The organism is Streptomyces mutabilis, assembly GCF_046628145.1.
GTDB lineage: Bacteria > Actinomycetota > Actinomycetes > Streptomycetales > Streptomycetaceae > Streptomyces > Streptomyces mutabilis.
In genome coordinates this window covers 5166465-5191567 of record NZ_CP176874.1, presented here as the reverse complement: position 1 = coordinate 5191567, position 25103 = coordinate 5166465, and the positions used below count along the sequence as shown (strand labels likewise).

Below are 25103 nucleotides of genomic sequence, written 5' to 3'. Positions count from 1 at the left end.
GCCGAGCGAGGGAGTGCTCCACGTGACCATCGCGCCAGCCGATCCGGCTTCAGCGACCCCGGTGACGGCGACCGGGGAACCCGACGGACCCGGTGCCGCGCTGCTGCGGACCCTGACGGGCCTGACCGCCGACCTCCCCGACGCCGACCCCGGCCGGGTGGCCGCCGCCGCGCTGCGCGGCCGGTCCGCCCGCGCGGACGAGGCCGAGCTGCGCGAGCTCGCCACCGAGGCGGCGGCCGGGCTCATCTCCGAGGACCCGGTCTACTCGAGGCTCGCCGCCCGCCTGCTGACCATCGGCATCCGCGCCGAGGCCGCCTCGCAGGGCGTCACCTCCTTCAGCGCGTCGGTCGCCACCGGTCACCGCGAGGGCCTGATCGCCGACCGCACCGCCGAGTTCGTACGACTGCACGCCGACCGGCTGGACGCGCTCGTCGACCCGGCCGCCGACGACCGCTTCGGCTACTTCGGGCTGCGCACCGTGTACAGCCGCTACCTGCTCCGGCACCCGATCACCCGCAAGGTCGTCGAGACGCCCCAGCACTTCATGCTGCGCGTCGCCGCCGGACTCGCCGAGGACGACACCACACGGTCCGTGGACGAGGTGGCCGCGCTCTACGGACTGATGAGCCGCCTCGACTACCTGCCCTCCTCCCCCACCCTCTTCAACTCCGGCACCCGGCACCCCCAGATGTCGTCCTGCTACCTCCTGGACTCCCCGAAGGACGAGCTGGACTCCATCTACGACCGCTACCACCAGGTCGCCAACCTCTCCAAGCACGCCGGCGGCATCGGCATCGCCTACTCCCGCATCCGTTCCCGCGGTTCCCTGATCCGCGGCACCAACGGCCACTCCAACGGCATCGTCCCGTTCCTGAAGACGCTGGACGCCTCGGTCGCCGCCGTGAACCAGGGCGGCCGGCGCAAGGGCGCCGCGGCGGTCTACCTGGAGACCTGGCACGCGGACGTCGAGGAGTTCCTGGAGCTGCGGGACAACACCGGCGAGGACGCCCGCCGCACGCACAACCTCAACCTCGCGCACTGGGTGCCGGACGAGTTCATGCGCCGGGTGGACGCCGACGGACCGTGGTCGCTGTTCTCCCCGGCCGACGTACCCGAGCTGGTCGACCTGTGGGGCGAGGAGTTCGACGCCGCCTACCGCAAGGCCGAGGCGGCGGGGCTCGCCCGCAAGACGCTGCCCGCCCGCGAGCTGTACGGCCGGATGATGCGCACCCTCGCACAGACCGGCAACGGCTGGATGACCTTCAAGGACACCGCCAACCGCACCGCCAACCAGACCGCCGAGCCGGGCCACGTCGTCCACTCCTCCAACCTCTGCACGGAGATCCTGGAGGTCACGGACGACGGCGAGACGGCGGTCTGCAACCTCGGCTCGGTCAACCTCGGCGCGTTCGTCGACGCGGCCGGGGGCGACATCGACTGGGAGCGGCTGGACGCCACCGTCCGCACCGCCGTCACCTTCCTGGACCGGGTCGTCGACATCAACTTCTACCCGACCGAGCAGGCGGGCCGCTCCAACGCCCGCTGGCGCCCGGTGGGCCTCGGCGCGATGGGCCTCCAGGACGTCTTCTTCCGGCTCCGCCTGCCCTTCGACTCCCCCGAGGCCAAGGCCCTCTCCACCCGTATCGCCGAGCGGATCATGCTCGCCGCCTACGAGACCTCCGCCGACCTCGCCGAACGCAACGGCCCGCTGCCGGCCTGGGAGAAGACCCGCACCGCGCGGGGTGTGCTCCACCCCGACCACTACGGCGTCGAGCACACCTGGCCGGAGCGCTGGGCGGCCCTGCGCGAGCGCATCGCCGCGACCGGCCTGCGCAACTCCCTGCTCCTCGCGATCGCCCCGACGGCGACCATCGCCTCCATCGTGGGCGCCTACGAGTGCATCGAGCCGCAGGTGTCCAACCTGTTCAAGCGCGAGACGCTGTCCGGCGAGTTCCTCCAGGTCAACTCGTATCTGGTGGACGACCTCAAGCGGCTCGGCGTGTGGGACGCCCGCACCCGCGAGGCGCTGCGCGAGGCCAACGGGTCGGTGCAGGGCTTCACCTGGATCCCCGAGGACGTGCGCGCGCTGTACCGCACCGCCTGGGAGATCCCGCAGCGCGGCCTGATCGACATGGCCGCCGCCCGCACGCCGTACCTCGACCAGGCCCAGTCGCTGAACCTGTTCCTGGAGACGCCGACCATCGGGAAGCTCTCCTCGATGTACGCGTACGCCTGGAAGCAGGGCCTGAAGACCACGTACTACCTGCGCTCCCGCCCGGCGACCCGCATCGCCCGCGCGGCCGGCGCCCGAGCCACCGCCCCCGTGCAGCAGACCCCCGACCCCGAAGCGGTCGCCTGCTCCCTGGAAAACCCCGAGTCCTGCGAGGCCTGCCAGTAATGACCACCGAGACCCCTCAGACCCCCGCCACGAAGAACCTGCTCGACCCGGGCTTCGAGCTGACCCTGCGCCCCATGCGCTACCCCGACTTCTACGAGCGCTACCGGGACGCCATCAAGAACACCTGGCACGTCGAGGAGGTCGACCTCCACTCGGACGTCGCCGACCTCGCGAAGCTCAGCCCCGAGGAGCAGCACCTGATCGGGCGGCTGGTGGCCTTCTTCGCCACCGGCGACTCGATCGTCGCGAACAACCTGGTGCTCACCCTCTACAAGCACATCAACTCCCCCGAGGCGCGGCTGTACCTGTCCCGCCAGCTCTTCGAGGAGGCCGTGCACGTCCAGTTCTACCTGACGCTGCTGGACACCTACCTGCCCGATCCGGACGACCGCGCCGCCGCCTTCGCGGCCGTGGAGAACATCTCCTCGATCCGGGAGAAGGCCGAGTTCTGCTTCAAGTGGATGGACTCGGTCGAGTCGATCGACCGCCTGGAGACCCAGGCCGACCGCCGCCGTTTCCTGCTCAACCTCATCTGCTTCGCCGCGTGCATCGAGGGCCTGTTCTTCTACGGCGCCTTCGCCTACGTCTACTGGTTCCGCAGCCGGGGCCTGCTGCACGGCCTGGCCACCGGCACCAACTGGGTGTTCCGGGACGAGACGATGCACATGTCCTTCGCCTTCGACGTGGTCGACACCGTGCGCAAGGAGGAGCCGGAGCTGTTCGACGACCGGCTCCGGCAGGAGGTCACCGACATGCTGCGGGAGGCCGTCGAGGCCGAGCTGCAGTTCGCGCGCGACCTGTGCGGTGACGGCCTCCCGGGGATGAACACCGACTCGATGCGGCAGTACCTGGAGTGCGTGGCCGATCAACGCCTGACGCGGCTCGGCTTCGCCCCGGTGTACGGCTCCGAGAACCCCTTCTCCTTCATGGAGCTGCAGGGCGTTCAGGAGCTGACCAACTTCTTCGAGCGGCGCCCCTCGGCGTACCAGGTGGCGGTGGAGGGCACCGTCGACCTGGACGAGGACTTCTGAGTCTCCTTCCCGGTCCCCTCGCCCTCCTGGGCCTCCCTGATCTGACGGTCGATGCGCCGGTCGCGCACGATGCCGATCACCGAGGGGAGGACCATGAGGACCAGGAGTCCGAAGGTCACGAGCATTCCGATCAGGGCTTCGATCTGGTTTCCGGTCATGACACCACTGTCACGCCGGACACTCCTGACCGGGAGTGGCAGGACTGCCGTAGGGCCTCGATTTCCTGCCACTTCCGAGGCACACTGGCGGCATGCTGCGGAACGTGGCCGCCGTCCTGCTGGACGGCGTGCACCCCTTCGAACTCGGCGTCCTCTGCGAGGTCTTCGGCATCGACCGGACCGACGAGGGCCTGCCGAAGTACGACTTCGCGGTGGTGTCGGCGGAGGGCCCGACGCTGAACACCCACGTCGGCGGGCTCTCCGTCTCCACGCCGTACGGGCTGGACCGACTGGAGGAGGCCGACCTGATCGCCGTCCCGGCGGGCAGCGACTACGCGCGCCGGGATTACCCGCCCGAGCTGCTGGCCGGCCTGCGGCGGGCGGTGGACCGGGGCGCGCGGGTGCTGAGCGTGTGCTCCGGGGTGTTCGTGCTGGGCGCCGCCGGGCTGCTGGACGGGCGGCGCTGCGCGGTGCACTGGCACCACGCGGACGAGCTGGCCCGGCAGTACCCGACGGTGGCCGTCTCGCCGGACGTGCTCTACGTGGACGAGGATCCGGTGATCACCAGCGCCGGCACCGCCGCCGGCATCGACGCCTGTCTGCACATCGTGCGCAAGGAGCAGGGCCCGGAGGTGGCCAACAAGATCGCCCGGCGGATGGTCGTGCCGCCGCACCGGGACGGCGGCCAGGCCCAGTACATCGAACGGCCGCTGCCCCGCTCCTCCTGCGACACCGTCGGAGAGGTGCTGGCCTGGATGGAACAGCACCTCGACGAGGAGGTCACCGTCGACCAGCTCGCGGCCCGGGCGCACATGTCCCCGCGCACCTTCGCCCGCCGCTTCCAGCAGGAGACGGGTACGACTCCCTACCGCTGGATCCTGCGCCAGCGCGTACTGCTGGCCCAGCGGCTGCTGGAGGCGACGGACGAGACGATGGACACGATCGCCTGGCGCACCGGCTTCGGTACGGCGGCGGCCCTCAGGCACCAGTTCGTCAGGGCCCTGGGGACCACCCCGCACGCCTACCGGCGCACCTTCCGGGGGCCGGAGGCGGTCGGAGCGGCCTGAGCGTCACCGAGCCACGGGCCTGACCAGCAGGTCGTGCGGCCGGAGCGTGATGCCCACGCGGACCGCGTCGTTGGAGCCGGCCACCTGCTCGAAGCGGTACTTCGTGGCGAGCGCCGCCGTGATGAGGGTCAGCTGCGCCATGGAGAAGTGGTCACTGGGGCACTTCCGCTTGCCCGCGCTGAACGGCTTCATGGCGTATTTCGGCACATTCGCCGCGCGTTCCGGCAGCCACCGGTCCGGGTCGAACTCCAGGTTGTGGGCGTACGACTTCGGATCGCGTTGGATTGCGTACGGACTGTAGATGATGTCCGCCCCGGCCGGAATGCGATAGCCACCGAGTTCGGTCTCGACCACGGCGCGGCGCGTCAATACCCATACGGCGGGCCGCAGCCGCATGGCCTCCACGATGACATTGCCGGTGTGGGTGAGCTTGCGTACGTCCTCGAATGCCACAGGACGCCCGCCGGTGACCGCTTCGACTTCATCGCGTATGCGGTCGGCATGTTCCGGGTGGTCGGCAAGTGCCTGCAGCAACCACATGATCGTGGAAGCGATGGTTTCACTGCCTGGAGTGAGTATCGCGACCACTTGGTCGTGGATCTCCTGTTCCCCGATCGGATCGCCATTGTCGTCCTTCGCCTCCAGCAATGCCGTCAGCAAATCGTCCGGCTTTTGACCGCTTGCACGGCGCTCGGCGATGATCTCGTCGACCAACCGGTGCAGATCGGCCAGCGCGTCGTTGAAGGCGCGGTTGGCCGGAAGCGGCAGCCGGTACAGCGGCCCCAGCGGGACCACCATCCGCCGGTACATGCCCCGGAAGACGGTGGCGAGGGCGACGCACAGCCGCTCGGCCCGCTCGTCCATGTACTGGCCGCGCAGCAGGCAGCGGGCGGCGACCCGCACGGCGACGCGGAATGACTCGGAGGTGGCGTCGACGGTCCGCCCCGGCTGCCAGCGCTCGGTGAGCGCGTGCGCCTCCTCCTCCATGATCGGCCCGTAGGCGGGGATGGCGTCGAGCCGGAACGCCGGCTGGATGGTGCGCCGCTGACGGCGGTGGAGCGGGCCGTTGGCGGTCGCCACGCCCTCCTTGCCGAGCAGGCCCTCCAGCGACTCCCACAGCGGGCCGGCTATGTGGTAGTCGGGGCTCAGGGCCAGGGCGCCGGTGAGCTCCGGGGTGGTGACCGCGTAGACGGTCTTGGGGCCGAGCTTGATGCGAACGATGTCACCGTGGTCGCGCAGCTGGGACATGAAGGCCAGCGGGTCGCGGGCCAGCCGCCAGCCGTGGCCCAGGAGCGGGACGCCGCCGCCCGCGACGGGCGGCTCGCGCAGTTCCGGAGCCGGATCGGTCCGGGTCTCGGGGTTGACGGACTCGACGGTCATTTCTCACCTGCCGCTTCGTTGTTGACGTACGGGGGCGTGGACCGGTCGTCCCAGCTGTCGACCATGTACCGGCCGGACTCGTGGTGGAACCAGTAGACGGAACTGAACCAGTTCCGCATATTGCCGACGCTCGCCCGTACGGCGCCGCTCAGTTCCTTTCCGCGCACGGTTCCGTCGGCGAGCCCGTCGGCGAAACGTAACGCGTCCTGTTCCACGGCGAGGAATTCGGTAATGCATTCCTCGACGCGTCGCCTGACTTCCCCGACAGCTTCTTCGAGGGTCAGTCCGTGATGCGCGATGAGACTGATTCCGAGATTGTGCACCTCGTCGCCCGCTATTTCCTTGGGAAGCGAGCAGAGGTCGTTGTACCAGGCGGCGAATTCCTGACTCAGCAGTGCCGCCCGGCGATATGCCGGATGCTTTCGAACGGCGTCCGGCAGTTCGCACCCCGCGCTCGGCTCCAGCAGATCGGTCCAGATCCAGTGGGCGAACGTGAGCCGGCGCAGTTCGAGGTACTCCTCGACGCCGGGCACGATTCCGTGCGTGCGGTTGTGGAATTCGCGGTCGTACGCCTCGATCACCGCGTGGAAGTGCCGGGCGAACCGGGCGTTCCAGGCCGCCGGCGCCGGCAGGAAGGAGTACAACCGCCGCACACTGTCGGCGAACCCCGCTACCAGCGTGTCCTCGTGGTGCAGGTGGTCCCCGGGCGAGTCGAGTGCCGTGTGCAGTCGGTCCCGCAGCCGTCGCCAGGCGGCGGGCCGGCCGTGGACGATGTCCCGGTCGTGCCGGTCGTCCCAGACGAAGAACCACGCGCTGTAGTCCGCTATCGCCTGCATGACCTCGTCGGGGGCGCCCAGGTAGTACCCCGCCATGAGGTCGGTGTAGCACAGGCCATCGGCATATTCCTCGATCTTGTCCGCCGGCATGAGCCGTTTTTCGAGCAGCCAGGTTCGGGTGTTCTCCTGGAGCTTCGGCCAATACGGGTGCAGTTGCCGGGGAAATGCCGCCTCGATCACCGGGAGGCGGAGCGATGAAGGTACTGCGATCGCGGTCGGTGTCGCTGTGGTGCCCTGTGAGAAAGCGTGCACGGACAAACCCCTCTCAGCCGCCGGTGGCGCACCCCCCGCACCGAGCGGGGCGTGCGCCGTTGCGTATCCCCGCGCTTCCTATTCAGCACTACAACTGACCGTTCTGGGAACGGATTTGCTCTATTCGCTACCCCGGCGTGCCGGGATTCTCCTGGTGTGTGGCGGCTTTCGGCAAACGAACGGCGCCCGCCCGGGAGGAGGCCCGGGCGGGCGCCGTACGCACGCGGAGGGTGTGGCGGGTGATGCGCCGTCAGTCGTTGGCGACCACGGGGTAGCGCGGCTCGTTCTCGGCCATCTGCCGCAGCGCGTCCTTGCGTTCGCGCTTGGAGAGCCGGTCGATGTACAGGTACCCGTACAGGTGATCCGTCTCGTGCTGCAAACACCGTGCGAAGTACCCGGTGCCGCGCACGCGGATCGGGTTGCCCCGCTCGTCCTGGCCGGTCACCTCGGCGTAGTCGGGGCGGGCGAGCGGCGCATAGGCGGTCGGCACGGACAGGCAGCCCTCGTTGCTGTCGTCCAGGCTGCGCCGGTCGGCGGGGAGTTCGACGAGCTTCGGGTTGCAGACCACGCCGACGTGGCGGACGCCCTGGTCGTCGGGGCAGTCGTAGACGAAGACCTTCTTGGACACCCCGATCTGGTTCGCGGCCAGGCCCACGCCCTCGGCGGTGCGCTGGCTGGCGAACATGTCCGCGACCAGCTGCTGGAACTCGTCGCCGAAGTCGGTGACGTCCGCGCACTCCTTGTGCAGTACCGGGTTGCCGACCACCGTGATCGGCCGCGAGGTGCCGCGCTCACGCCAGGCGCTCTCGCGCTCCTCGCAGTCCTCGGTGTCGACGACGAACCCCTCGTCGTCGACGGGGAGCACGCCCGCGTGCTGCTGATCGGTGTCCTGCTGGGCCATGACCGACGTATGCCTTCCTCGTACAACCAAGGGGTGGTGCTGATGGGGACCGCTGCTGGAGTGTCCTGGTGGAGTCGTCCTGGTAAAGACTACGGGGCCGCTCAGCAGACCTCTTCCAGGTCCCGCCAGTCCCGGGAGTCGGGACTGTCCGCGACCCAGCCGTCCAGCAACCCCTTCACCAGCCCCGCCGGCGCGGCCACCCCGCACTCCCGCTCCGGCACCCACAGCTGCCCGTCGGTGCGGTGGCCGAGCGGCCCCGGATGACCGGGCTCACTGTGGTCGTGCGGGTCGAGGTGCTCGCCGTCGCCCTCGTCGGAGGGCATCCGGGACTCCGAGCACATCCGGCACAGCAGCCGCACGGACGACGACCAGTCCTCGGCGGCGAAACCGGCGTCAGCGGCGAGCTGCTCCAGGGCGTCCCGGTCGGACTCGGTGGCGGCCTCCAGGAGAACCACCCAGGTCGGCACGGGCGAGGGTGCCCACAGCTCGATCTCGTCGAAGACGGGGTAGGCGTGCCCGGCGGTGGTCGTCCGTTCCCCGTGCGGCACCCCGTCGTGCAGGACGACCTCGCCCCAGCGCCGGCCGGAGGACGGCAGCGGGATGGACAGCACCTCGATGCGGGCGGGGTCCAGCCGCCGCCCCCACACGACCTCGGCCTCCCCCTCCGGGGACAGCCGTACGGCCGCGCTGCCGAGGTCCATGCCGAGCGGCTCGCCGGCGGCGGTCGCGTCCCCGGGCGTGCGCAGCCCGTACGCCTGCCAGGCGCGGCGCGCCAGCGGCCAGTCCTGGAGGGCGGTCGCGGCGATGCCGACGTTCCACCAGTCGGGCGCGCCGGTGTCCCGGTCGAGCAGCGCCACGGCCCGCAGGCCCGCCGCTCTGGCCTGCTCCCAGTCGTGCCGGAACTTGTGCAGGAGCGCGAGGTTGAACCACGACTCCGACAGCCACGGTTCCAGGTCGGCGGCGCGCGTCAGCAGTGCGCCCGCGTCCTCGTAGCGACCGTCGCCGATCAGCGTGAACGCGCGGTCGGTGGCCTGCCGCCAGGAGGCGGAGGGCCGGTGCCGTCCCTTGCCGAAGATCCTCACGATTCCCGCCTGCCAGTTCCGTTCAGTGGGCTGGCTGTGCCTTTCGCGCCCCCGGACACCTTCTCCTTCGCATCCAACCACGTACGGCCACGAGGTCGCTCATTACCCATGGGTTACCCAGCCGCGGGCACGCTAAGGCTGCCTCGGGACAGCACTCGGGCCAGGGCTTCCACGACGTCGGGAGCGTAGTCGTCCGCGGGGGCCAGCCGCAGCTCCTCCAGTGCCGTGAGGCCGCCGCCCGGCCCCGCGCCCCGCGCCTTCTCCTCATAGGCGTTGACGGCGCGCACGATGCGCGCGGCGACCGGCTGCTCCCGGCAGGGGTCGGCCTGCCGCTCGACCACCACCGCGACCGCCGCGTCGACCCCGGTCTGGCGGACGACGGCTCCGCCGAGCAGTGCGATCCGCCGCTGTTCGGTGACGGGAAGGCCGGCGGTGGCTCCCGCCGGGACGGGGTCGACCAGGCTCAGCTGGCCGATGTCGTGCATGAGGGCCGCGTACTCCAGGACGGTCAGCTCGGTGCCGGACAACCCCAGGTCCCTGCCGACGGCGCGGCTGAGTTCGGCGACGCGGCGGGCGTGCCCGGCCGGGGTGTACCCGGCGATCTCGGTGGCCCGGGCCAGTGAGGCGATGGTCTGCCGGTAGGTGGCCCGGACCGCGGCGTAGCGCCGGTAGGACAGCTGGGTGAGCAGCAACGGCACGCTGAAGACGGGCAGCGCCCACAGTCCCGCGACGGCCACCGCGAGCGCCATCACCGCCCCGGTCGCGCAGACCGCGGAGGTGATGCCGACCATGCCGCGCAGTTCCTCGCGCAGCAGCGGGCCGAAGGGCCACCCGGTGCGGGCGTACGCGGGTACCGCCGCGAGCAGGGCGTCACACAGTGCGGTCAGGACGAGCAGCGCGATCAGCAGCAGCGCCTGGGCGGGGCCGCCCCAGTCGCGCCAGACGCCCTGGGCGGACAGCGGCTGGAAGCACACGGCGGCGAAGGCGACGGTGAGCACGCGCCGCGCCAGGTGGTCGAGCACGGGCCCGCCACCGCGCGCGATGTGCGGCACGCTGCCGAGCAGCGAGGCGGCGAGCACGACGGTGACGGTCTGGGCGACGCCGTGGTGGGTGGGCACCCCGGCGACCTGCCCGAGCAGCGCGTACGCCAGCGCCCCGGCGGCCGCGAGGGGCGCGGCCTCCCGGGTCTCGGCGCCGGTGCGCCGGGTGAGTTCGCCGAGGGCGACGAGGACGCCGAAGGCGAGCGCGACGGGCCGCTGGGCGAGCCCCGACCACAGCACCCAGGCGAGACAGGCGAACGCGAGGAGCCCGGCGCCGACGAGGATCAGGAGGGGCGGCGCCGGGCTGCGCGGGCGGGCGGGCGTCACGACGCCCCCTTGCCCACGCTGTCCCGTGCCTCCCCGGTCCGGCCCGCGGGCACTCCCGCGGGAAGCGGCGGTCCACCGTCGGACGTCACCGCCGGGTGCCAGCCGTGCCGTCCCAGGGCCCGGACCAGCGCCCCGACCATCCGCGGGTCGAACTGCGCCCCGGCGCACCGCTGGAGCTCCGCCACCGCCACCTCGACGGGACGCGCCCTGCTGTAGGAGCGGGTCGACGTCATCGCGTCGAAGGCGTCGGCGACGGCCACCACCCGGGCCGACTCGGGGATGCGGTCGCCTGCCAGCCCGTAGGGGTAGCCGCTGCCGTCCAGCCGTTCGTGGTGGTGGAGGACGGCGGCCCTGGCCTCGCCGAGGAAGCGGATGCCGCGCACCATCTCGTGCCCGTACTCGGGGTGCAGTTCGATCACCCGGCGCTCCTCGGGCGTCAGCGGTCCGTCCTTGCGCAGCAGCCGGGTGGGGACGCCGAGCTTGCCCACGTCGTGCAGGATCCCGGCGAAGCGGAGCGTCTCGACGCGCTCGTCGTCCATGCCCAGCTCGCGGGCGATCATCATCGAGGCGCGACCGACGCGCTCGCTGTGCCCGCGCGTGTAGCCGTCCTTGATGTCGACGGCCTGCACCAGTGCGCGGATGGTCGCCTGGTGCGCGGCCTGCTCCCGGTGGTACTGGGCGAACGCCCACCACGCCACGCACATCGGCAGCAGCACGAGGAGCGCGGCGACGGGACCGTACGGGCTGCGCCACAGGACGGCCATCATGAGCCCGGCGAGCCCGTGCACGGCGATCGGCCCGAGCGAGCGGGAGAGCAGCCCCCGCCACGCCCGCCGTGCCGGCACCCGGTCGGCCAGGTGCAGGATGCCGCCGTCCAGCAGGGTCAGCACCAGGCAGAACGCCAGTACCGCGGCCCCGGCCGGGACGAGCGCGTAGGGGAAGTCGGGGGCGGCGACCGCGTCCCGGCCGCCGCACTCCCAGTGCACCCGGGCGGCGGCCCACACGGCGAGCGTCAGTTGCGCGGCCCGCCAGACCCGCCGCAGTACGAAGGGCCGCTGTGCCACCGGTGACAGCAGCGCCCCTGGCAGAGCCACGAGCGCGGCGGCCGGCGGCGGCAGCAGGAACGCCCCGGCGAGCAGTACGGGGTAGCAGGTCCCGACGAAACGGGACCTGGCGACCAGTTCCGAACCCGCGTACAGCCCGGCGAGCAGGAGCACGGCCCACCAGGGGGTGTGTACGTCCGGCAGCGGGCACAGGCAGACCAGGGCGAGGAGGACGACCCCGGCGACGTACGCACGCGCCCGCACCGGTACCGCGTCCATGAGCCCCTCCCCGGCCATGCCAGTCAGGCTCCGGAGCCTAGGGCGGTGGCAGGGGGGCGCGGGCGGACAACCCGCGGATTAGCACGTTCGGGTGATGCGAGCCGTACGGCCGATACGGCCTCCGGATGCGCGGACCGGCGGCTCAGGACTCCTGGGGAGTCGGCGGCGCGGCCGTGACGTCGTGCTCGGGCACGGACTGCCCGGAGCGGATCAGATCGATCCGGCCCATGACCTTGGAACGCAGGTCACCCGGCACGTCGTCCTGTCCGCAGCACCGCTTGACCAGCTTCTTCACGGCCTGCTCCAGCCCGTACTTCTCCAGGCAGGGCGAGCACTCCTCGAAGTGGTGCTCGAACTTCACGCAGTCCGAGTCCGGCATCTCTCGGTCGAGGAACTCGTAGAGATGATCGAGGATTTCGCTGCAATCCGTCTCGTGCGGCTCTCCGCAGCTCATGACCCCGAGCCTTTCGCTTCGTTCGACTTGCCGGCGCCGGCCGGGACCAGGCCGCGGTCGCGGGCGTAGTCCTCCAGCATGCCGCGCAGCTGACGGCGTCCACGGTGCAGCCGGGACATCACCGTACCGATGGGTGTCCCCATGATGTCGGCGATCTCCTTGTAGGCAAACCCCTCGACGTCCGCCAGGTACACGGCGATACGGAACTCCTCGGGGATGGCCTGGAGGGCTTCCTTGACGTCCGAGTCGGGCAGGTGGTCGAGCGCCTGCGACTCCGCGGAGCGCAGACCCGTCGACATGTGCGACTCGGCACGCGCGAGCTGCCAGTCCTCGATCTCCTCGGCCGCGCTGCGCTGGGGTTCGCGCTGCTTCTTGCGGTACGAGTTGATGAAGGTGTTGGTGAGGATGCGGTACAGCCATGCCTTGAGGTTGGTGCCCTCGCGGAACTGGTGGAAGGACGCGTACGCCTTGGCGTAGGTCTCCTGCACCAGGTCCTCGGCGTCGGCCGGATTACGCGTCATGCGCAGCGCGGCCGAGTACATCTGGTCGAGGAACTCGAGCGCGTCCCGCTCGAAGCGCGCGCTGCGCTCCGCGGTCGACTCCGCGCCCGTTCCCCGGCCCTCGGGCTGCTCCGCCTGGCCGTGTTCGGTCCCTGCGTCGGTCCCAGTGACCGGACCCACCTCCTCCAAAGATGTCGCGAGACCGAGTCCGGCCCCACTCGAATCGGAGGATAGACGACGATCCGGTCCGCCCGCCGCCCGAATGGGCGCGGTCTTCGCCGCGTGCAGCACCGTCCAGTCCAGGTCGGCGCGGCTGCTGCGACTTGGGCAGAAGGCTGAAGCCATGCGGCGGACTTCCTCTCGTACGGCGTCGGTGCTGATTCTCAGCAACGTATGTCCGCCACAACAGTGGGCGCCCGCCGGTCATTCCCGGGCCGTCAGCCGAGTGAGCGGGTCCACTCCGCGACGCCTTCGGCGATCAGTTCCAGTGCCCTCTCCTGGCTGATCTCCGCCCGCTTGGGGACGGCGAAGCCGTGGTCGCCGTGCGGGATCTCGATCAGGTCGTACGTCTCCCCGGGGGCCTCGGGGAACTCCTCGGGCCGGCCGAAGGGGTCGTTGCCGCCCTGGACGACGAGTGTGGGGACGCCGGCGCCGAGCAGCTCGTCGGCGCGGGACTTCTCGGGCTTGCCCGGCGGGTGCAGCGGGAAGCTCAGGGCGAGCACGGCGTGGGCGCCCAGTTCGGCGGCCGTGCGGCAGGCGACGCGGGCGCCGGCGCTGCGTCCGCCGGAGATCACCGGCAGCCCGGGCGCCCGAAGCGCGGGCCAGAGTCCGCGCCAGCCGGTGTCCAGGGTCTTCGGCGCGGGCGCCAGCTTCTTGCCGGCCACCCGCCAGGGCTGCTCGACGAGGGCGACGGTCACTCCGTGCGCGGGCAGCGTCGCCGCCAGTGCCCGCAGGTCGCGCGCCTCGATGCCGCCGCCGGCGCCGTGGCTCGCGGCGAGGACGAGGCGGGGCTGCTCCGCCGGGTGCCAGGTGATGCGGGCGGGCCCGGCGCCGGTGTCGACGGTCTCGGTGGTCGTCTCGGTGTTCTCGCTGGTCACGTCAGAAGAGTGTGCCCTCTTCGGGCCCCTCCAGCTCCTTCAGCAGCTCCGGCCCGTTGTTGCGGACGTTGCTCACGGCCGTGGAGACCGGGAACGCCCGCATCAGTCCGGCGGGCGGGGGCGTGAGGAGGGAGGTCAGCTCGTCGGGGTCGGTGCGCGCGGGGTCGAGCCAGTCGTCCCAGCGGTCCGGCGTCAGCATCAGCGGCATCCGGGGGTGGATGTCGGCGAGGGCGTGCGGTCCGTCGGCCGGGGCGACCGCGAGCGGCGTGGTCTCGGCCTCCGTGGTGATCACCGAGCAGGTCACCCACCAGGCCTGCGGGTGGTCGTCCGGCAGGGTCCTGTCCCGCCAGAACTCGTACAGACCGGCCATCGCGAAGACCGATCCGTCGGCCGGGGTCACGAAGTACGGCTGCTTCCGCGGGCGCTTCTTGCGTCCCTCGACCTCCAGGTCGCGCTCCTGCTTGCCGGTGACCCACTCGTAGTAGCCGTCCGCGGGGAGGATGCAGCGCCGGGTGGCGAAGGCCCGGCGGAAGGAGGGCTTCTCGTGGACGGTCTCCGCGCGGGCGTTGATCATCCGGGCGCCGCCCTCGGGGGTCTTGGACCAGGACGGGACGAGACCCCACTTCAGTTTTCGCAGCTGGCGAACCGGCTTCGGGTCCTCCACGTCTTTCAGAGGACGGTCCAGGACGGCGTGGACCTCCTTGGTCGGGGCCACGTTGTAGTCGGGCTCCAAGGTCTCCTTGGGCTCCCACTTCTCGATTTCGAAGATTCCCGCGAGATCCTCGGGTCGACGACTCGCCGCATACCGTCCGCACATACGTGCCACACTGCCAGGCCCGCCCGTCTCCCTGCCACCACCCCCGACGAGGCGCTTCGCGCCGCACCCGCTGAACCGCGCTCACGAGGAGCCCGCACCGAACATGGACCACCTCGCATCGGCCTCGCTCGCCTCCCTCTGGGACGAGGTCTCCGGCACCCAGCCCGACCCCGACCTGTGGGTGGTGATCGCGACCCTGGTCGCCGCGCTCGCCGTCGTCGTGCCGCACGGGCTGTGGCGGATGGCGCGCAACGCCATCACCATCGCCCACGAGGGCGGCCACGGGCTGGTGGCACTGCTGACCGGGCGGACGCTGACCGGCATCACGCTGCACTCGGACACCAGCGGTCTCACCGTCAGCCGCGGCAAGCCGCACGGGCTCGGGATGATCCTCACGGCGGTGGCCGGCTACACCGCTCCCCCGCTGCTGGGCCTCGGCGGCGCCGCGCTGCTGGCCGCGGGGCGCATCACGCTGCTGCTGTGGCTGGCGACGGCGCTGCTCGTCGCGCTGCTGGTGATGGTCCGCAACGCGTACGGGGTGCTCACGGTGGTGCTGACCGGCGGCACGTTCGTCCTGGTGTCCTGGCTGGCGGGTCCGCAGGTGCAGGCGGCGTTCGCGTACGCGGTGGTGTGGTTCCTGCTGCTGGGCGGGGTGCGCCCGGCCTTCGAGCTGCAGGCCAAGCGGGCACGGGGCGGAGCCGGGGACTCGGACGCGGACCAGCTGGCCCGGCTGACGCACGCGCCGGCGGGCGTGTGGTTCTTCCTGTTCCACGCGGTGTCGCTGTGTTCGCTGATCGGCGGAGGGCGCTGGCTGCTGGAGCTGTGACGCACGGACCCATGCCGACGCATATATGCACGGCAAGTGCACAGTCGCGATTTCGGTCCGGTTTCGGCGCTTTTGATCAAGATCTCCGATCGTCCTCAGCCATTAAAGTGGGGCCCATGACCGTGAACCCCGCGCACACCGCCCTCTGGCCCGCCCCGCACGCGAGCGGAGCCGTCGACGCGACCGTCCACGTGCCCGGGTCGAAATCGGTCACCAACCGCGCCCTGGTGCTGGCCGCCCTGGCCTCCGAGCCCGGCTGGCTGCGCCGCCCGCTGCGCTCCCGCGACACCCTGCTGATGGCCGAGGCGCTGCGCGCGATGGGCGTCGAGATCGAGGAGGGCGTCGGCCCGGAGGGCACCGGCGAGTTCTGGCGGGTCATCCCGGCGGGCCTGCGCGGCCCGGCCACGGTCGACGTGGGCAACGCGGGCACGGTCATGCGCTTCCTGCCGCCGGTCGCCACGCTCGCCGACGGCGCCATCCGCTTCGACGGCGACCCCCGCTCGTACGAGCGCCCCCTGCACGGCGTGATCGACGCGCTGCGCGCCCTGGGCGCCCGCATCGACGACGACGCGCGCGGCGCGCTCCCGATGACCGTGCACGGCGGCGGCGCCCTGGAGGGCGGCCCGGTCGAGATCGACGCGTCGTCGTCCTCGCAGTTCGTCAGCGCCCTGCTGCTGTCCGGCCCGCGCTTCAACCAGGGGGTGGAGGTCCGCCACACCGGCTCCGCGCTGCCGTCCATGCCGCACATCCGGATGACCGTCGACATGCTGCGCTCGGTCGGCGCCCAGGTCGACACCCCGGAGTCCGGCGGCGAGCCGAACGTCTGGCGGGTGACGCCGGGAGCGCTGCTCGGCCGCGACCTCACGATCGAGCCGGACCTGTCCAACGCCCAGCCGTTCCTGGCGGCGGCCCTGGTGGCCGGCGGCAAGGTCGTGATCCCCGACTGGCCGTCCCGCACCACCCAGCCCGGCGACCGGCTCCGCGAGATCTTCACCGAGATGGGCGGTTCCTGCGAACTGACGGACTACGGTCTCGTCTTCACCGGTTCGGGCGCCGTGCACGGCATCGACGTGGACCTCGGCGAGGTCGGCGAGCTGACCCCGGGCATCGCGGCCGTCGCCGCTCTCGCGGACTCCCCGTCCACCCTGCGCGGGGTGGCGCACCTGCGGCTGCACGAGACGGACCGCCTGGCCGCGCTCACCAAGGAGATCAACGAGCTGGGCGGTGACGTCACCGAGACCGCCGACGGCCTGCACATCCGCCCGCGCCGCCTGCACGGCGGCGTCTTCCACACCTACGAGGACCACCGCATGGCCACCGCCGGAGCGATCATCGGCCTCGCGGTCGAGGGCGTGGAGATCGAGAACGTGGCGACGACCGCCAAGACCCTCCCCGAATTCCCCGACCTGTGGACCGGGATGCTCGGGGCGTAGGGACGGTTCGCCATGCGCCGCTACGGCAAGCACACCGACGAGGACGACATCCGCTCCCGCCCCAACCGCAAGGGCAACCGTCCGCGCACCCACACCCGCCCCAAGCACGAGGACGCCGCCGAGGGGCTGGTCCTCACCGTGGACCGGGGCCGGCTGACCTGCCTGGTCGAGGACCGGGTCGTCATGGCGATGAAGGCCCGGGAGCTGGGCCGCAAGGCGGCGATCGTCGGCGACCGGGTGGCGCTGGTCGGCGACCTGTCCGGCAAGAAGGACACGCTCGCCCGGATCGTGCGCATCGAGGAGCGCACGTCGGTACTGCGCCGTACGGCGGACGACGACGACCCGTACGAGCGCGTCGTCGTCGCCAACGCCGATCAGCTCGCCATCGTCACCGCCCTCGCCGACCCGGAGCCGCGCCCCCGCCTCATCGACCGCTGCCTGGTCGCGGCGTTCGACGGCGGCCTCACCCCGCTGCTGGTGATGACCAAGTCGGACCTCGCCCCGCCCGACGAACTCCTGGAGCTGTACGGCGCGTTGGACATCCCGTACGTCGTGACCAGCCGCGAGGAGCTGGAGAACGGCGCCGCGGCCGACCTCGTACGGCAACACCTGGACGGCAAGATCACGGCGTTCGTCGGCCACTCCGGTGTCGGCAAGACGACCCTCGTCAACACGCTGGTGCCCGAGGACCGCCGTCGCGTGACAGGTCACGTCAACGCGGTGACGGGCCGCGGCCGGCACACGACGACCTCGGCCCTGGCCCTCCCCCTGTCCTCCGAGACGGGCGGCTGGGTCGTGGACACCCCGGGCGTGCGGTCGTTCGGGCTCGCGCACGTCGACCCGTCCCGGGTGATCAACGCCTTCCCCGACCTCGTGCCGGGTACGGAGGGCTGCCCCCGCGCGTGCAGCCACGACGAGCCCGACTGCGCGCTGGACGCGTGGGTCGCCGAGGGGCACGCCGACCCGGCGCGGCTGTACTCGCTGCGCCGGCTGCTCTCCACCCGGGAGCGGACGGAGGGCGACTGACCTTCGCGTCGTTCGCCGTGCTGACCTTCGCGTTGTTTGCCGTGCGTCGGGACCGGTAAGGGCATAATCGCACCAAGCCGGTTCCAAGCCTGAGCAAAGCCGGACGCAGCGGTCACGGTACGACGGGACTACGGGAGGACATGACATGGCGTGGCTGCTGGTCATAGTGGCCGGGGTGCTCGAAACCGGATTCGCCGTCTGCCTGAAGCTGTCGCACGGCTTCACCCGCCTCTGGCCCACCATCGCCTTCTGCGTGTTCGCGCTGGGCAGCTTCGGTCTGCTGACGATGTCGCTGAAGAAGCTCGACGTCGGTCCCGCGTACGCGGTGTGGACCGGCATCGGTGCGGCCGGCACCGCCATCTACGGCATGGTCTTCCTCGGCGACCTGGTCTCCACGCTGAAGATCGTCTCGATCAGCCTGGTCATCATCGGCGTGATCGGGCTGCAGTTGTCGGGCTCGGCGCACTGACCCCTGGTCAGGACGCCGACCGGCGCGGCAGGACGGTGCGCACGAGTTCCGCGACCCCACCCTCTCCGGGCGGAGCCACGACGCAGGACAGGGCGAGGCGTACCGCGAGCTCGCAGGAGCGGGCCAGGTCCGGGGAGTCCGGTGACGGGGCGCCGTTCAGGGCGGCGACGGCACGGTCGCGGACCAGGGCGACGAAGTCACCGGGCGAGGGCAGTGGGCCGTCGGCCCGGCGCTGGGCCGGCACGACGGAGGCGGACGGCGCCGCCGTCAGGGGCGGGGAGGGCAGGCGCTCGCTCCAGCAGCCGGTGAGCATGGCCCGTACCAGGGCGTTGTCGCGGGCGGCGGAGACGGTCCATTCGGCGGTCGCGGTGAGCCGTTCGCGAGGGGTGCCCGGACCGTCACCGGCGAGCGCGCGCTCCACACCGGCCAGATACCCGTCCGCCTCCCTGCGGACGAGCGCCCGAGCGAGGCCCTCCTTGCTTCCGAACTCGTTGTAGAGCGTCTGCCGGGACACCCCGGCCGCCGCCGCCACGTCCACCATCCGCACGGCGGACCAGGGCCGACACGCCAGGGCCGTGCAAGCGGCATCGAGCAGGGACTCCCGGGCTGCAGGCACCATCGCCTCCTCGGGCCGAGCGGCTTCCCGCCAGATTTGACGGGTATGCGACCACTGTCAAGGCCCTTCGCACACTCCTGCGGGCAGCCATCCGACGTAGCTACCGGCAGTCGTGCTGACGTAGCTGCGGACAGTCGTGCCGCTGGGGCGGCACGGGTGGGCGGTGGGGGCACCTCCCGCTCGAGCGAAGCCGAGAGTGGGGGAGGCACCCCGCCACGCCGGGCCGCGACACCCACCCCCGCCCAGCACCCACGGACCCGCACCTCACCGGCGCCGAGTCACCGGCCCCGCCCTCACCTCCACGCACCCGCGCCCGCCACGCCCGCCAAACCCCTGGTAGCCCCGTGCCACCCCCGCCAGATACCGTGACCCGCATGCCCGACTACCTCGACGACCTCCGCCTCGCCCACGTCCTCGCGGACGCCGCCGACGCCGCGACGATGGACCGCTTCAAGGCCCTCGACCTCAAGGTCGAGACCAAGCCGGACATGACCCCGGTGAGTGAAGCGGACAAGGCCGCCGAGGAACTGATCCGCGGTCACCTCGCCCGTGCCCGCCCCCGCGACGCCGTCCTCGGCGAGGAGTACGGCACCGAGGGCACCGGCCCACGCCGCTGGATCATCGACCCCATCGACGGCACCAAGAACTACGTCCGCGGCGTCCCCGTCTGGGCCACCCTCATCGCCCTGATGGAGGCGGGCGAGGGGGGCTATCAGCCCGTCGTCGGCCTCGTCTCCGCCCCCGCCCTCGGCCGCCGCTGGTGGGCGGTGAAGGACCACGGCGCGTTCACCGGCCGCAGCCTGACCTCGGCCTCCCGGCTCCAGGTCTCCCAGGTCTCCGCACTCTCCGACGCCTCCTTCGCGTACTCCTCGCTCAGCGGCTGGGAGGAGCAGGGCCGGCTGGACGGCTTCCTCGACCTGACCCGCGAGGTCTGGCGCACCCGCGCGTACGGCGACTTCTGGCCGTACATGATGGTCGCCGAGGGCTCGGTCGACATCTGCGCCGAACCGGAGCTGTCCCTCTGGGACATGGCGGCGAACGCGATCATCGTCACCGAGGCGGGCGGCACCTTCACGGGCCTTGACGGCCGCCCCGGTCCGCACAGCGGCAACGCGGCGGCGTCGAACGGCCGCCTCCACGACGAGCTGCTCGGCTACCTCAACCAGCGCTACTGATACCCCTCAACGCGCTCCGCCCGCCCCCTTGTTGACCCGCCCTTTACCTGCCACTCTGAGAGTCCCCCCACTTGTGAACTTGTGAATCCATGAACTAACTCATGGATCACGGCAGGAGGTGGCTCCACCCATGCTCGTCCGAGAAGCCATGAGCACGGTCGTCCTCACCATCGGCCCGGCCCACACCCTCCGCCAGGCCGCCGCCCTGATGTCCGCGCGCCGCGTCGGCGCGGCGGTGGTCCACGACCCCGACGCCGGCGGCATCGGCATCCTCACCGAGCGCGACGTCCTGATCTCCGTGGGCCTCGGCCAGGACCCGGACACCGAGCGCGCCCACGCCCACACCACCACCGACGTCGTGTTCGCCGCGCCGTCCTGGACCGTGGAGGAGGCCGCACGGGCGATGGCGCACGGCGGCTTCCGCCACCTGATCGTCCTCGACCGCGGCGAGCCGGCCGGCATCGTCTCGGTCCGCGACATCATCCGCTGCTGGGCCCCGGCCCGGGAGAGGGCACAGCAAGTACCGGCCTGAGCCCGGCGCCCGGTCCCGGAACGCGAAACGGGCCGGACCCCCGTCCCCGGGGATCCGGCCCGCCGCCACGACAAGCGGTCCAGTGCTGGATGTGTCAGCCGCGCAGGGCCTGGACCGCGGCCTCCAGCCGCTTGCCGAAGTCACCGTCGGCCTGACGGAAGTTGTTGATCGCGCGCTCGATGATGTCCTCGCGCGAGACCTTGGAGATGGCGCCCGCCAGGTTGTCGATCAGGCGGCCCTTCTCCTCGTCCGTCATCAGCCGGTAGAGGTTGCCCGCCTGGACGAAGTCGTTGTCCTCGGCGTGCGACGGGGCCTCGGTCTCGCCGGTGACACCGGAGACCGCGACCGGCTGCCACAGCGCACGGTCCGTCTGGAACGGGCCGCCGAAGCTGTTCGGCTCGTAGTTCTTCGCTCCCTTGTGGCGGCCGTCGTACAGGTAGCCGTCACGGGAGTTGGTGCGCGCCTCGGTCGCGTGCGGACGGTTCACCGGCAGGTGGTCGGCGTTGATGCCGACGCGGTAGCGGTGGGCGTCGCCGTACGCGAAGAGACGGCCCTGGAGCATCTTGTCCGGGGACGGGCCGATGCCGGGCACGAAGTGCGCCGGGGAGAAGATCGACTGCTCGACCTCGGCGAAGATGTTCTCCGGGTTGCGGTTGAGCTCCAGCTTGCCGAACCAGACGATCGGGTAGTCCGCGTGCGGCCACACCTTGGTCAGGTCGAACGGGTTGAAGCGGTACGTCGCGGCCTCGGCGACGGGCATGATCTGCACGCCGACGGTCCAGGACGGGTAGTCACCGCGCTCGATGGCCTCGCGCAGGTCGCGCTGGTGGGAGTCGGGGTCCTCACCGGCGAGCTTGTCGGCCTCGGCCTGGGTGAGGCACTTGATGCCCTGGTCCGTCTTGAAGTGGTACTTGACCCAGAAGGCCTCGCCCGCCTCGTTGTTCCACTGGTAGGTGTGCGAACCGAAGCCGTCCATGTGGCGGTACGACGCCGGGATGCCGCGGTCACCGAACAGCCAGGTCACCTGGTGCGTCGACTCGGGCGACAGGCTCCAGAAGTCCCAGACGTTGTCCATCTCGGTCGAGCCCGTGTACGGGTCGCGCTTCTGCGTGTGGATGAAGTCGGGGAACTTGATGGCGTCCTTGATGAAGAACACCGGGGTGTTGTTGCCGACGAGGTCGTAGTTGCCCTCTTCGGTGTAGAACTTCAGCGCGAAGCCGCGCGGGTCGCGGACGGCGTCCGCCGCACCGAGGTTGCCGGCCACGGTGGAGAAGCGGAGGAAGGTCTCCGTCTCCTTGCCGACCTCGGAGAGGAACGCGGCGCGCGTGTACTTGGTGACATCGGCGGTGACCGTGAAGGTGCCGTAGGCACCGGCACCACGGGCGTGCACGACACGCTCCGGGATGCGCTCACGGTTGAAGTGGGCCAGCTTCTCCAGGAGGAGCTGGTCCTGGACGAGCACGGGGCCGCCGACGCCCGCAGTCTCACTGTTCTGATTGTCGGCTACCGGAGCACCGGCCTCCGTCGTAAGCGGTCCCTGAGTCACGTACGCCTCCTGCGCCAATCCTGCAAAACCTGTCCCTTGGCTAATGCCGTTCCCGATCCTACAATGGACAATGTCTAAGTCAAGTAAGACTCCAAAGTCACACCCGTTCGGGACCTGGTCCCCCTTGCTGTTAGGCTGGCCTGTATGAGTGACCTACTGGAACGGCTGCGTGGACGCGGATGGCGCATGACCGCGCAGCGGCGCGTGGTGGCCGAGGTCCTCGACGGCGAACACGTCCACCTGACGGCCGACGAGGTGCACGCCCGGGCCGTGGACAAGCTCCCCGAGATCTCCCGGGCGACCGTCTACAACACCCTCGGCGAGCTGGTCACCCTCGGTGAGGTGCTGGAAGTCGCGACGGACAAGCGCGCCAAGCGGTACGACCCGAACGCGCACCGGCCGCACCACCACCTGGTCTGCGCCCAGTGCGGCGCGATCCGCGACGTCCACCCGACCGGCAATCCGCTGGCCGACCTCCCCGACTCGGAGCGCTTCGGCTTCACCGTCTCGGACGTCGAGGTCACGTACCGCGGCACCTGCCCGAACTGCGCGGCGGCGTAGGGCCCACGACACTCGCGCGAAGCCCCGGCACCGATGGGTGCCGGGGCTTTCTCGTACCCTCGAGGGTCCGCTGCGGCCCAACGCGCCGAGGGCCGGAACCCTTTCGGATTCCGGCCCTCGGCCTTCAGTAGCGGGGACAGGATTTGAACCTGCGACCTCTGGGTTATGAGCCCAGCGAGCTACCGAGCTGCTCCACCCCGCGGCGATGAACGAAACATTACGTCAACCCGACGACCAGAAGCAAATCGCCCCCCACCCAGGTGCGGGCACCCGCCATGCCGCCGTAGCTGCGGGCAGTCGTGCCGCTGGGGCGGCACGGGTGGGCGCAGCGCCACCCCGCCACGCCGGGCCGCGACACCCACCCCGGGTCCACGCCCTCGCCGACGAGCCCACAACCCGCCTCAGCCCAGCGCAGCGTCAGGCCGACAACTCCTGCCGCAACGCGTCCCGCAACCGGGCCGCCCGCTCCCCCACTTCCCGCGGCCCCAGCGACACCGCCCGGTCCGCCCACCGCTGCCCCTCCGCCAGCTCCCCCCGGCGCGCGCACACCAGCGCCAACCGCAGCGCCGCCCGCCCGTGCCCGGCGTCGGCGGCCCGCCGCCACCACACGACGGCCTCCGGTTCGCTCCCCTCGCGGGCCAGCAGCAGCCCCAGATTGAAGGCACCGTTGCGCGACCCGGACTCGGCCGCCTCCCGGTACCACCGGGCCGCCTCCACCACGTCGCCCCGCGCCGCGGCCATCATCCCGACCCGCACCTGGGCCCGGCGGTGCCCCTGGGACGCCGCCCGCTCGTACCACTCCTCGCACTCGGACTTCTCCTGCGCCGGTTCACCGAGCTCGTGCTCGGGCGTCGGCGGCCGGCGTGCGTCGAGCACCGTCGCCAGCCGGTACGCGGCTTCCGCGCTGCCGCCGCCCGCCGCGCACCGCAGGAACCGTTCGGCCTCGCGCTCGTCACCGTCGCGCAGGCGCGCCATTCCCACCTGAAGCGCCGCTTCCGTGTGCCCGGCGGCGGCGGCCCGCTCGTACCAGCGCAGCGCCGCCCGCTCCTCGCCCCGTCCGGCGTGCAGGATGCCCAGGTTGAAGGCGGCGTCGACACTGCCTGCCTCGGCGGCCTTGGAGAACCAGGGCTCGGCACCCGTCTCGTCCCCGGCGCGCAGCAGCAGGATCGCGAGCGCGTTGGACGCCTCCCGGTGCCCGGCGTACGCGGCCCGCCGGTACCACTGCTCGGCCTGTGTGGTGCGGCCCTGGTCGGCGCAGAGGAGCCCGAGGTTGTACGCCCCGTTGTCGTCCCCGGCATCCATCGCGGCGCGGTACCAGCGCTCCGCGGTCTGGGTCTCGCCGCGCTCGGCGTGCAGCGCGCCCAGGGCGTTGGCGGCGTTGCCGTCACCGTCCTGGGCGGCCCGCAGCCACCACACGGCGGCGCTCTCGGTGTCGCCGGCGTCCCGCAGCAGGAAGCCGAGCGCGCAGGCGGCGCGGGCCTCGCCGTCCTTGGCGGACGTGAGGTACCAGCGACCGGCCTCCTTGAGCTCGCCCCGCTTCTCCAGGATCGTCCCGAGGTGCAGTGCGGCCCGCCGGTGGCCGCGTGCGGCGGCCTGGCGGTACCACTGCTCGGCCTCGTCGGCCGCGTCGGTGTCACCTTCGTCACGCTTCTGCCCGGCGCGCCGGTCCAGCGTCCGGGCCAGCCGGTACGCGGCCTCCCGGTGCCCGCGTTCGGCCGCGGCCCGCATCCACCGCTCGGCGCCCGCCTCGTCACCACGGTGTTCCAGCAGGTCGGCGAGTGCGTAGGCGCCGAGGACATGGCCCTGCTCGGCGGCCTGGCACAGCCAGTACTCGGCGGCGGGCTCGTCCCCGCGCTCGCGGAAGTGCCGCCCCAGCGCGTGGGCGGCCGGGGCGGAACCGGCGACGGCGGCGATCCGCCACCACCCTGCGGCCTCGTCGGCGTATCCACGCTGGTGCAGCAGGACACCCAGGTTGTTGGCGGCGGCCCGGTCACCGGCGGCGGTGGCGGCACGCAGATGGGACTCGGCTCCGTCGAAGTCGCCGCGACGCAGCAGCATCGCGCCGAGGACGCTCATCGCCTCGACGTCACCGGCTTCGGCGGCCAGCCGTCGGCGTACTTCCTCGGCGGCCTCGTCGGCGGCTTCCTGAGCCTCGTCCGTGGCCTCCTCCTGATCGGACGGCTGCGCAAAACGCCCTGTCCCGAACAGATTTGCCATGTCCCCCATAACGTCCATCGTCGCACCACCTGCAACCTGG

At 71.5% G+C, this 25103-nt stretch carries 24 protein-coding genes and 1 tRNA gene; 10 read left to right on the top strand and 15 right to left on the bottom strand.

Translation table 11 applies throughout. The features are described 5' to 3' along the window. Positions 1–22: 22 nt before the first annotated feature. Entirely contained in the window at positions 23–2398 is a 2376-nt protein-coding gene (locus tag ACLIN4_RS23535; protein WP_382021867.1) for a ribonucleoside-diphosphate reductase subunit alpha, read from the top strand. After that, positions 2398–3429: a ribonucleotide-diphosphate reductase subunit beta gene (locus tag ACLIN4_RS23530; RefSeq protein ID WP_107477310.1), complete on the top strand. Its 1032-nt coding sequence runs from the start codon at positions 2398–2400 to the stop codon at positions 3427–3429. The genes ACLIN4_RS23535 and ACLIN4_RS23530 overlap by 1 nt, the downstream gene beginning before the upstream one ends. Here ACLIN4_RS23530 and ACLIN4_RS23525 read toward each other — a convergent pair. Next, a complete protein-coding gene (locus ACLIN4_RS23525) occupies positions 3342–3587 on the bottom strand; it encodes a hypothetical protein (protein ID WP_290014656.1) in 246 nt (81 codons plus the stop codon). The genes ACLIN4_RS23530 and ACLIN4_RS23525 overlap by 88 nt on opposite strands. A 92-nt stretch (positions 3588–3679) precedes the next feature. On the opposite strand from ACLIN4_RS23525, the gene ACLIN4_RS23520 reads away from it, so the two are divergent. Beyond that, positions 3680–4654 (top strand): GlxA family transcriptional regulator, encoded by a 975-nt coding sequence (locus ACLIN4_RS23520; RefSeq protein ID WP_289908781.1) that lies wholly within the window; start codon positions 3680–3682, stop codon positions 4652–4654. 3 nt (positions 4655–4657) lie between these two features. Here ACLIN4_RS23520 and ACLIN4_RS23515 read toward each other — a convergent pair whose 3' ends face one another. From ACLIN4_RS23515 to ACLIN4_RS23470, 10 genes are all read right to left on the bottom strand, one after another. Next, positions 4658–6034: a cytochrome P450 gene (locus tag ACLIN4_RS23515; RefSeq protein ID WP_107477309.1), complete on the bottom strand. Its 1377-nt coding sequence runs from the start codon at positions 6032–6034 to the stop codon at positions 4658–4660. After that, positions 6031–7122 (bottom strand): epi-isozizaene synthase, encoded by a 1092-nt coding sequence (gene cyc1 / locus ACLIN4_RS23510; protein WP_107477316.1) that lies wholly within the window; start codon positions 7120–7122, stop codon positions 6031–6033. Before cyc1 ends, ACLIN4_RS23515 begins: the two co-directional genes overlap by 4 nt. Before the next feature lie 250 nt (positions 7123–7372). Continuing rightward, positions 7373–8023, bottom strand: a complete 651-nt coding sequence (gene def / locus ACLIN4_RS23505) for a peptide deformylase (protein WP_100045869.1) — start codon at positions 8021–8023, stop codon at positions 7373–7375. Positions 8024–8124: 101 nt separating this feature from the next. After that, the gene (locus tag ACLIN4_RS23500; protein ID WP_107477308.1) at positions 8125–9105 is read right to left on the bottom strand and encodes a tetratricopeptide repeat protein; all 981 of its coding nucleotides are present in this window, start codon (positions 9103–9105) and stop codon (positions 8125–8127) included. 113 nt (positions 9106–9218) lie between these two features. After that, positions 9219–10472: an HD-GYP domain-containing protein gene (locus ACLIN4_RS23495; RefSeq protein WP_290014655.1), complete on the bottom strand. Its 1254-nt coding sequence runs from the start codon at positions 10470–10472 to the stop codon at positions 9219–9221. Next, positions 10469–11794: an HD-GYP domain-containing protein gene (locus tag ACLIN4_RS23490; protein WP_307653548.1), complete on the bottom strand. Its 1326-nt coding sequence runs from the start codon at positions 11792–11794 to the stop codon at positions 10469–10471. Before ACLIN4_RS23490 ends, ACLIN4_RS23495 begins: the two co-directional genes overlap by 4 nt. A gap of 142 nt (positions 11795–11936) precedes the next feature. Beyond that, positions 11937–12248: a mycothiol system anti-sigma-R factor gene (gene rsrA / locus ACLIN4_RS23485; protein ID WP_100045871.1), complete on the bottom strand. Its 312-nt coding sequence runs from the start codon at positions 12246–12248 to the stop codon at positions 11937–11939. After that, positions 12245–12928: an RNA polymerase sigma factor SigR gene (gene sigR, locus ACLIN4_RS23480; protein WP_019326972.1), complete on the bottom strand. Its 684-nt coding sequence runs from the start codon at positions 12926–12928 to the stop codon at positions 12245–12247. Before sigR ends, rsrA begins: the two co-directional genes overlap by 4 nt. A 257-nt stretch (positions 12929–13185) precedes the next feature. Continuing rightward, positions 13186–13845, bottom strand: coding sequence for an alpha/beta family hydrolase (locus ACLIN4_RS23475; RefSeq protein WP_107477306.1), 660 nt, complete (start codon positions 13843–13845; stop codon positions 13186–13188). A 1-nt stretch (position 13846) separates the two neighbouring features. Beyond that, positions 13847–14662: an SOS response-associated peptidase gene (locus ACLIN4_RS23470; RefSeq protein WP_100045873.1), complete on the bottom strand. Its 816-nt coding sequence runs from the start codon at positions 14660–14662 to the stop codon at positions 13847–13849. Between the two features lie 103 nt (positions 14663–14765). Here ACLIN4_RS23470 and ACLIN4_RS23465 point away from each other — a divergent pair, with 103 nt between their 5' ends. From ACLIN4_RS23465 to ACLIN4_RS23450, 4 genes are all read left to right on the top strand, one after another. Beyond that, a complete protein-coding gene (locus ACLIN4_RS23465; RefSeq protein WP_307652140.1) occupies positions 14766–15488 on the top strand; it encodes a M50 family metallopeptidase in 723 nt (240 codons plus the stop codon). A gap of 116 nt (positions 15489–15604) precedes the next feature. After that, positions 15605–16921 (top strand): 3-phosphoshikimate 1-carboxyvinyltransferase, encoded by a 1317-nt coding sequence (aroA, locus tag ACLIN4_RS23460; protein WP_411576177.1) that lies wholly within the window; start codon positions 15605–15607, stop codon positions 16919–16921. Between the two features lie 12 nt (positions 16922–16933). Beyond that, positions 16934–17947: a ribosome small subunit-dependent GTPase A gene (rsgA, locus tag ACLIN4_RS23455; protein WP_100045876.1), complete on the top strand. Its 1014-nt coding sequence runs from the start codon at positions 16934–16936 to the stop codon at positions 17945–17947. Between the two features lie 145 nt (positions 17948–18092). Further along, the gene (locus tag ACLIN4_RS23450; protein ID WP_019326978.1) at positions 18093–18416 is read left to right on the top strand and encodes a DMT family transporter; all 324 of its coding nucleotides are present in this window, start codon (positions 18093–18095) and stop codon (positions 18414–18416) included. A 7-nt stretch (positions 18417–18423) separates the two neighbouring features. Here ACLIN4_RS23450 and ACLIN4_RS23445 read toward each other — a convergent pair whose 3' ends face one another. Continuing rightward, complete coding sequence (locus tag ACLIN4_RS23445) at positions 18424–19035, bottom strand: TetR/AcrR family transcriptional regulator (RefSeq protein WP_179342376.1); 612 nt, start codon at positions 19033–19035, stop codon at positions 18424–18426. 371 nt (positions 19036–19406) lie between these two features. Between ACLIN4_RS23445 and hisN the strand changes: the two genes are divergently transcribed. After that, on the top strand, positions 19407–20207 hold the full coding sequence (gene hisN / locus ACLIN4_RS23440; protein WP_100045877.1) for a histidinol-phosphatase: 801 nt from the start codon (positions 19407–19409) through the stop codon (positions 20205–20207). A 130-nt stretch (positions 20208–20337) separates the two neighbouring features. Continuing rightward, positions 20338–20739 (top strand): cyclic nucleotide-binding/CBS domain-containing protein, encoded by a 402-nt coding sequence (locus ACLIN4_RS23435; protein WP_019326981.1) that lies wholly within the window; start codon positions 20338–20340, stop codon positions 20737–20739. A gap of 94 nt (positions 20740–20833) precedes the next feature. On the opposite strand, the gene ACLIN4_RS23430 is transcribed toward ACLIN4_RS23435, so the two are convergent. Next, positions 20834–22285 carry a catalase gene (locus ACLIN4_RS23430; protein ID WP_100045878.1) on the bottom strand — a complete coding sequence of 484 codons (1452 nt, stop codon included), beginning with the start codon at positions 22283–22285 and terminating at the stop codon, positions 20834–20836. Between the two features lie 144 nt (positions 22286–22429). Between ACLIN4_RS23430 and ACLIN4_RS23425 the strand changes: the two genes are divergently transcribed. Next, positions 22430–22846, top strand: a complete 417-nt coding sequence (locus ACLIN4_RS23425; protein WP_029393677.1) for a Fur family transcriptional regulator — start codon at positions 22430–22432, stop codon at positions 22844–22846. Between the two features lie 128 nt (positions 22847–22974). Here ACLIN4_RS23425 and ACLIN4_RS23420 read toward each other — a convergent pair. Together ACLIN4_RS23420 and ACLIN4_RS23415 are read right to left on the bottom strand one after the other, a co-directional pair. After that, a tRNA-Met gene (locus ACLIN4_RS23420) sits at positions 22975–23048 on the bottom strand. Positions 23049–23263: 215 nt separating this feature from the next. After that, positions 23264–25072, bottom strand: a complete 1809-nt coding sequence (locus tag ACLIN4_RS23415) for a tetratricopeptide repeat protein (protein WP_289908785.1) — start codon at positions 25070–25072, stop codon at positions 23264–23266. Between the last annotated feature and the right edge of the window lie 31 nt (positions 25073–25103).

Coding starts and splice junctions, on each gene's coding strand:
- ACLIN4_RS23515 (WP_107477309.1), bottom strand. CDS start 6,034: ATGACCGTCGAGTCCGTCAACCCCGAGACCCGGACCGATCCGGCTCCG.
- def (WP_100045869.1), bottom strand. CDS start 8,023: ATGGCCCAGCAGGACACCGATCAGCAGCACGCGGGCGTGCTCCCCGTC.
- rsgA (WP_100045876.1), top strand. CDS start 16,934: ATGCGCCGCTACGGCAAGCACACCGACGAGGACGACATCCGCTCCCGC.
- ACLIN4_RS23450 (WP_019326978.1), top strand. CDS start 18,093: ATGGCGTGGCTGCTGGTCATAGTGGCCGGGGTGCTCGAAACCGGATTC.
- aroA (WP_411576177.1), top strand. CDS start 15,605: ATGACCGTGAACCCCGCGCACACCGCCCTCTGGCCCGCCCCGCACGCG.
- ACLIN4_RS23445 (WP_179342376.1), bottom strand. CDS start 19,035: ATGGTGCCTGCAGCCCGGGAGTCCCTGCTCGATGCCGCTTGCACGGCC.
- ACLIN4_RS23435 (WP_019326981.1), top strand. CDS start 20,338: ATGCTCGTCCGAGAAGCCATGAGCACGGTCGTCCTCACCATCGGCCCG.
- ACLIN4_RS23525 (WP_290014656.1), bottom strand. CDS start 3,587: ATGACCGGAAACCAGATCGAAGCCCTGATCGGAATGCTCGTGACCTTC.
- ACLIN4_RS23465 (WP_307652140.1), top strand. CDS start 14,766: ATGGACCACCTCGCATCGGCCTCGCTCGCCTCCCTCTGGGACGAGGTC.
- rsrA (WP_100045871.1), bottom strand. CDS start 12,248: ATGAGCTGCGGAGAGCCGCACGAGACGGATTGCAGCGAAATCCTCGAT.
- ACLIN4_RS23530 (WP_107477310.1), top strand. CDS start 2,398: ATGACCACCGAGACCCCTCAGACCCCCGCCACGAAGAACCTGCTCGAC.
- ACLIN4_RS23425 (WP_029393677.1), top strand. CDS start 22,430: ATGAGTGACCTACTGGAACGGCTGCGTGGACGCGGATGGCGCATGACC.
- ACLIN4_RS23415 (WP_289908785.1), bottom strand. CDS start 25,072: ATGGGGGACATGGCAAATCTGTTCGGGACAGGGCGTTTTGCGCAGCCG.
- ACLIN4_RS23470 (WP_100045873.1), bottom strand. CDS start 14,662: ATGTGCGGACGGTATGCGGCGAGTCGTCGACCCGAGGATCTCGCGGGA.
- ACLIN4_RS23520 (WP_289908781.1), top strand. CDS start 3,680: ATGCTGCGGAACGTGGCCGCCGTCCTGCTGGACGGCGTGCACCCCTTC.
- ACLIN4_RS23490 (WP_307653548.1), bottom strand. CDS start 11,794: ATGGACGCGGTACCGGTGCGGGCGCGTGCGTACGTCGCCGGGGTCGTC.
- hisN (WP_100045877.1), top strand. CDS start 19,407: ATGCCCGACTACCTCGACGACCTCCGCCTCGCCCACGTCCTCGCGGAC.